The organism is Castellaniella sp. (genome assembly GCF_034007085.1).
Taxonomy (GTDB): Bacteria; Pseudomonadota; Gammaproteobacteria; order Burkholderiales; family Burkholderiaceae_B; genus Castellaniella.
Window position 1 is genome coordinate 1 of the sequence record NZ_JAVERO010000153.1, and the last position, 4581, is coordinate 4581.

At 63.2% G+C, this 4581-nt stretch carries 4 protein-coding genes and 1 pseudogene; 3 read left to right on the top strand and 2 right to left on the bottom strand.

The genetic code is table 11. From position 1 onward, the window contains the following. Positions 1 to 515 (top strand): annotated as a pseudogene (locus tag RBR29_RS10695) (lipoate--protein ligase family protein); the annotation flags it as partial. 11 nt (positions 516 to 526) lie between these two features. Continuing rightward, on the top strand, positions 527 to 706 hold the full coding sequence (locus RBR29_RS10700; protein ID WP_320349190.1) for a ribbon-helix-helix protein, CopG family: 180 nt from the start codon (positions 527 to 529) through the stop codon (positions 704 to 706). 69 nt (positions 707 to 775) lie between these two features. On the opposite strand, the gene RBR29_RS10705 is transcribed toward RBR29_RS10700, so the two are convergent. Next, positions 776 to 2395, bottom strand: coding sequence for a SulP family inorganic anion transporter (locus RBR29_RS10705; protein ID WP_320349191.1), 1620 nt, complete (start codon positions 2393 to 2395; stop codon positions 776 to 778). 190 nt (positions 2396 to 2585) lie between these two features. Between RBR29_RS10705 and panD the strand changes: the two genes are divergently transcribed. After that, positions 2586 to 2999: an aspartate 1-decarboxylase gene (gene panD, locus RBR29_RS10710; protein WP_320349186.1), complete on the top strand. Its 414-nt coding sequence runs from the start codon at positions 2586 to 2588 to the stop codon at positions 2997 to 2999. 240 nt (positions 3000 to 3239) lie between these two features. Here panD and RBR29_RS10715 read toward each other — a convergent pair. After that, positions 3240 to 4581: cbb3-type cytochrome c oxidase subunit I (locus tag RBR29_RS10715; RefSeq protein ID WP_320349188.1), on the bottom strand; the 1342-nt coding region annotated here is incomplete at its 5' end.

Here is a 4581-nt window from a genome sequence, read left to right on the forward strand (position 1 = left end):
AGGGTCCAGGCATCCTCAACCTGAGCCTGGCACAAGTGTTCACCGGCCGACCACTCGACCATTCCGAAATCCTCTACCGGCATCTGTGCGCACTGATCAGCCAAGCGCTGGCGACTTTCGGCATCGAGGCCAGCGCACAGGCGGTCGAAGGTTCGTTCTGCGACGGCAGGTACAATCTGGCCGTGCTGGCTCCCCCCCGCAAGATCGCAGGCACGGCCCAGGTCTGGAGACGCATTCCGGAGCAGACGCCCGACCGTCACATCGGACTCGCCCACGCCCTGATCCTGGTGCAAGGGGACCCTGCCGAACTGACGACACGCGCCAATGCGCTGGAAGCCGCGCTGGGCTCCGCCCGCCGCTACGACGCAAGCCGGATCGCAATGCTGGACGGCCTGCTGCCGCCAGCCGAGCGCCCTGGCTTGCCGGTGGCCCTGGAGACACGGCTGAGAGCAACCCTGCAGGCCTGGCCGCCGCTGCCGACGGCCGCACCGGCCCGACCGAGACCTGAACCATGAGTCCGACCCCGCTGGAACAAAAAACCGCCCGCCTGACCGTGCTGATCGATCCGAACAAGAAAAAGGCATTCGAGCAACTCTGCGCCCGCCAGGACCTGACGCCTTCCCAGGTGGTGCGGCAGTTGATCCGGGAATACCTGGCCCGTCACAACGTGGATTGGACACCCAGCAAGCCGCCCTCCCGGCCATGATGCAGGGGTGCGTACTGCGCTGCGACTGACCCCGGTCTGCAAGCAGCGCCTGCTACCTGGCCGGTCTTCCTAGTGTCCAGTCGTCTCTGCCGCTGCCAGTGCCTTCAACAAATCCTGCTGAAAATCATCCGCCCCAAGCCGGGACAATGTCCCCATGCGGCTCAGCTTGGCACGAATCGGCGCTTCTGCGCCGCACAGAATCACACGCATGCCACGCGCGTGCGCGGCCACGATTTCGTCATCCAGCGCCTGCAGCGCCGTCGCATCGGCAAACGGCACCTGATCCAGGCTCAGGATCAAGGTAGGCGCATCCGCAGTTCGGAATGCTTCCCGCAGCGTTTCGACTGCGGCAAAGAACAACGGTCCCCGCACGCGCAGCACGCGGATGCCCGCGTGCTGCTTGCCTGGCCCCGATTCCGGAATCGCCACGGGGGTCACTACGACACTGGACGCCATGCGATGCAGGAAACGCAAGACCGACAGCACAATGCCGATATTGACCGCCACGACCAGATCGGCAAAAACCGTCAGCAGCAAGGTCAGGCACAGAATCACGGCGTCTGCACGCGGCGCATGCCGGATCAGGCGCACCACCCGGTGCGCCTCGCTCATGTTCCAGGCCACGACAAACAGGATCGCGGCCAAGGTGGCCAAGGGAATGTTGCGGGCCAACGGCGCGAACGCCAGCAAGACCAGCGCCAGTACCAGGGCGTGGACCACGCCGGCAAGCGGCGCGTAGCCACCGCTGCGGATATTGGTCGCGGTCCGGGCGATGGCCCCCGTCGCGGCAATCCCGCCGAACAGCGGGCTGATCACATTGGCCAGCCCCTGGCCGAACAGTTCGGCATTCGAATCGTGCCGCGTCCCGGCCATGCTGTCGGCAACAACGGCTGACAGCAAGGATTCGATGGCCCCCAGCAAGGCGATGGTGAATGCCGGACCGATCAACGGGACGATCCGATCCAGCCCCCCTCCAGGCCAGTGCGGCAAGGGCAGCCCCCGCGGCAAATCACCGAACGTGCTGCCGATCGTGGCCAGTTGCGGAAACTGGAAAATACCCTGCAGGATCGTCGCTACGACCAGGGCCAGCAAGGGGCCCGGAATCCGCTGCAGAATCCGCACCCGCCGCGGCAGCAGCACCAGCGCCAGCGACCCGACCCCGAACGCGGTCGCCACTGGATCCAGTTGTGTCAGGTGCTGAATCAGGAACCAGAATTTTTCGTGGAAGAAATGGCCGCGAACCGCCGGCAGTCCCAGAAAGGCCTGCCACTGCCCGACCCAGATGATGATGCCTATCCCCGCCGTGAATCCCAGGATCACTGGCAGGGGGATGTAGCGAATCACGCCGCCCAGGCGCGCCAGGCCAAAAGCGCACAGCATCAGCCCAGCCATCAGCGTGGCCAGTTGCAGGCCCGCAACCCCGTGCTCTGCGACGATGCCCGACAGAATGACGATGAAGGCGCCTGTGGGGCCGGCGATCTGCACCCGACTGCCACCGAACAGCGAGACCACGACCCCTGCCACAATGGCGGTATACAGGCCCTGCTCGGGTTTCACGCCGGAAGCGATCGCAAATGCCATGGCCAAGGGCAAAGCCACTACGCCGACGATCATCCCCGCTGCAATATTGCCCGCCCAATGCTTGGGCGCCCACAGCCCAGCCCTCCAGGCTTCCCGCGCAGCAAACACCATAGTGCCCCTTCCGATGATCCGCATACCTGAATCCAGCGTGCGCCGCCCCATGCGGCACACCACCGATTTGATGCACATCACATTATAATGAAGCACACATATCCGGATCGACTGACCCGACGGCTGCTGATGCTGCAGCGCAACGCGCTAGAATGTCACCTGCTCAATCCCTTACTCCGGATTTCAAGTGAGAAAAATCGTCCGCGCCAAACTGCATGGCATCCGCATCACCGGGGCCGACCTGGACTACCACGGCTCCATCACCCTGGATCCCGACCACTGCGAAGCCGCCGGCATCCTGCCCATGGAATTCGTCGATATCTGGAACAAGAATTCCGGCGCCCGCATCAGTACCTACGTGATCTACGGAGAACGCGGTTCGCGCTGCTGCATCCTGAACGGTGCCGCTGCGCGCACCTGCCAACGCGGCGACGAGGTCATCATCGCCAATTCCGAATACATCCAGGAATCCGAACTGGAACACATCAAGCCGGTGGTCCTGACGTTCCACCCCGACAACAGTGTGCGCGAACGCCTGGGCTATTCCGTCGGCCGCGACGATCAGGGTCGCCTCAGTTTCGAGATCGTGCACTTCTCCTGACCTTGCCCACCGCTTTATTTGCAACGCAGTAGGGCAACCCCAAGCGCCGCCTGCGCCTGCTTTCGCCTTTTGCGCACCAATCCGCGAACCGCGCCGGCAGCCTGAGCCTGCGCAAGGGCACCAGCTGGCAGCTTCGCCCGCGCTCGCACCACCGACCAGCCTGCCATAAAAAGCCCGCCTCTTCCGAGGCGGGCCGGGTCGGGGGCCCGTTTCGGGCACCCCTTTGCAAGATCAGACGGTTCAGGTCCGCTGCGAGGCCAGGCTGTCGGCCGTGGCCGGCGCTGCGGCCTTGCGATCGAACAGGGCCGTGACGACCTGCCACATGACCCCCAGGCCACCGATGATGAAGACCACATCGCCAAAGGTACGGACCCAGCGCAGGGTCTTCAGGATGTCCTGCTGCATGAACATCTCGCTGCGCGCCCACCAGGTGCCCACACTGATGCTGGCATGGAACTGGATCAGGCCGATCGGCAGCAGGCTGAATGCAATCATCATGACCAGGCCAAGGTTCATGCACCAGAACGACGTGTTCATCAGGCTGTTGTTGAATTGCATGTTCGGACGCACATAGCGCAGCACGAACAAAGTGAAGCCCAGCGCCAGGAAACCATACACGCCGAACAGGGCCGCGTGCGCATGCACTGCCGTGGTGTTCAGGCCCTGCACGTAGTAGAGCGAAATCGGCGGATTGACCATGAAGCCGAACACCCCGGCGCCCAGCATGTTCCAGAAGGCCACGGCGACGAAGAATTTCAATGGCCAGTTCAGGCTTTCCATCCACGGCGCACGCGCCTTCAGGCGCCAGTTTTCCCAGGCCTCGTAGCCCAGCACGACCAGCGGCACGACTTCCAGGGCGCTGAACGAAGCACCGATGGCCATGATCGGAGTCGTGGTGCCGGAAAAGTACAGGTGATGCAAGGTACCCGGCGTGCCACCCAGCATGAACAGGATGGCCGAACTCAGGCTGGCGATCGTGGCACCGCGCTTGGACACCAGGCCCATGGTCGCGAAGATGAAGGCCAGCGCCGCAGTGGCGAAGACTTCGAAGAAACCTTCGACCCACAGGTGCACCACCCACCAGCGCCAGTATTCCATGATGGTGATGTTGGTCTTTTCGCCATAGACCAGGCCAGCGCCATAGAACAGCCCGATGCAGATCACCGAGGCGCTGAACAGGACCAGCAGGTTCTTGTCGCCCTTTTGCCGGAGCGCCGGCACGATGCCACGCAACATCAGGACCAGCCAGAACACGATCCCCAGGAACTTGCCGATCTGCCACAGGCGGCCAAGCTCGATGTATTCGTAGCCTTGGTGGCCGATCCAGAAATTCCATTCGGCTGGAATCAGGTGGGCGATGGCGACGAAGTTGCCGCTGAACGAACCCACGACCACCAGGACCAGCGCCCAGAACAGGATATCCACGCCGAGTTTCTGGTATTTGGGGTCCTTGCCACCATTGAGAATCGGTACCAGGAACAGGCCCGCAGCCAGGAATCCAGTAGCGATCCAGAACAGGGCTGCCTGGATGTGCCAGGTGCGCACCAGGGAATACGGCAGCCATTCGGACACATTGATGCCA